Raw genomic sequence first — 2330 nt, 5'->3', positions numbered from 1 at the left:
CTAAACAAGCTAAAAATATTGCAGTACGTGAGTTCTCTGCAGTCACTGAGGCTTCAGGCTGTGCTGTTAATGATGAAACAAAAACCTTGTATGTGGGCGAAGCAGAGCTAGGTGTGTGGGCTATCAATGCTGATGCGGAATCAGATGCCAATAAACAACCTGTGGCTTTAGTTGAGCCATACGGTGAATTAAACAGTGAAATCGGGGCATTATCAGTATCACAAGATGGTACTTTATGGCTTACTGCCACTGATGGCAATATGATCTATGCTTACCACGAAAATACTGAAAAACTAAGTCAGTGGTCACTTTCTGGCGATCACACCATTGAATCTGTTGCAACGAGTTTGATCAATAACAATCAAGCGCAGCTAGTTTTAATTGATGATGAAACAGGTGCCTACATTCAAGCAAACGTTAACTACGCAGCGCAAACTTCTGTCTCAAATAGCAAAGTTGCTATGACTCACCTCCATGCCAGCGCACAAACAACACCAGTAGCAGCATTTGGTGATGCAGCGGATGACCCGGCAATTTGGATAAATGAGCAAGACGCTAAAAACAGCTTAATTTTAGGCACAGATAAACGTCGCGGCTTGATGGTTTATGATCTTGATGGCAACAAAGTACAATCACTTAATGTAGGGCGTTTAAATAATGTTGATGTACGCCAGCATCAGGATATAAACAACGAAACCCAGACTTGGATCACAGCCAGCAACCGCACGCTTAACAGTATTAGCGTGTTTACTGTCGATAGCGCGAACAAAGTAAACCATGTAACAGAAGTAGCCACAAACCTAGCCGAGATTTACGGTATGTGTATGTATTCGTCTGAATCTGGTCAATACATATTTGTTAATGATAAATCAGGTTTATTCCAGCAATATAAACTCACCGGTGAGCAAAGTAACTTAAGCGGTGAACTGGTTAGAGAGTTTACCCTACCAAGCCAGCCTGAAGGCTGTAGTGCTGATGATAAGCGCGGCCAATTATTTGCAGGTGAAGAAGATGCAGGCATTTGGTATATCGATGCTGAACCCAGTGCTGGTAACAAAGCGGTCATGCTACAAGGTATAAATGAGCAACTTGTTGCTGATGTTGAAGGCATGGAAATCTATCATGCTGATGATGCTCGCTATTTAGTGGTATCAAGCCAAGGCGATAATAGCTACGTGCTTTATAAAATATCAGATAATACACAACCTAGTCTAAGCTTTGCAGGTAAATTTAATGTGATTGCTAATCTAGATAAAGGCATTGACGGCGCAGGTGAAACAGACGGCTTAACCGTTACAGCAAAAGCTTTACCAGGCTATCCTGAAGGCATGCTTATAGTGCAAGACGGCTACAACCGTATGCCACTACAACCACAAAATTTTAAAATTATTGACTGGCGTGAAGTTAAAAAAGCGATTAAGTAAAAACCTACCATATTTAAACGCAATAAGGCTCTTACGAGCCTTTTTACTATGTGTATTTAAAATAAACCTATTAAATTTAGAGTTATTAAAGCTATATTCTACACTTTTAACTCCTAAATTAATTGAGGTTATTATGCGTTTACTTCTTACTTTGTTGATCATTACTATAAGCGGATACGCTTTTGCTGAGGAAGAGGCAGCAGAATTGCCACCACTCAACCCCAAATACAAGGCTGAGCATGCAATAGCACTGGTGAATAAAGGTTCATGAATTTATGCGTTTAACTTACCCGGCTATAAATTACCGCACGATGTACAAGTGGTGTATAGGATTAAAAACCCCGATGTGGCTTTTTTAGATGTTGTACGCAACGCAGAGCTTATAACGCTAAAGCCCAAACCATTTAATATTCAACGCTTAATGCGCGGTGAAGAAATAACCATTACCGCAGATGTGTACGAAGGCAATTACAAAAAAGCAGGCAGCCTAATTTACACAAACAGAACAATAGAAATGAGTAAGCAGCTATATGCTCGCCAATTAAAAGATTTAGCTAAAGCTAGCCAGTGGCAAGAATACGACATGATAGACCTAGGTAGCACAGAGCGAATTTACATACATAAAATTAGCCAAGCACCTAGTTTCAGCCACTTAATTTTTGTAGATTTGGTAAATGCCTGTATGCAAAAGTTTAGAACCTCAACCCTCCTTCCTAGCCAGAATGAGTTAACGTATAAATTTATAAACTGCGGCTCCCTAAAACCTTTGTTTTACGAAGCAGAAAGTTTAAATAAATAGTTTCAAACATGAAAAAAGGCCCTTTCGAGCCTTTGGATTAACTTTGGAAATATAAAGTTTTAAAAATTATATCAGTGTAAGCAGTTGTGGCGCTGCGCTGTGGTAGT

Annotated in this window: 1 protein-coding gene and 1 pseudogene; both read left to right on the top strand. The window is 39.8% G+C overall.

What is annotated here, in order from left to right:
* The coding region (locus AABI99_RS18095; RefSeq protein WP_338367509.1) for a phytase at positions 1-1424 on the top strand (1424 nt) is incomplete at its 5' end.
* A 133-nt stretch (positions 1425-1557) separates the two neighbouring features.
* A pseudogene (locus tag AABI99_RS18090) lies at positions 1558-2223 on the top strand (hypothetical protein).
* Positions 2224-2330 lie beyond the last annotated feature (107 nt).

Origin of the sequence: uncultured Pseudoalteromonas sp. (assembly GCF_963922945.1) — a bacterium.
Classification (GTDB): Bacteria; Pseudomonadota; Gammaproteobacteria; order Enterobacterales; family Alteromonadaceae; genus Pseudoalteromonas.
This window is presented reverse-complemented; position numbering and strand designations above follow the sequence as displayed.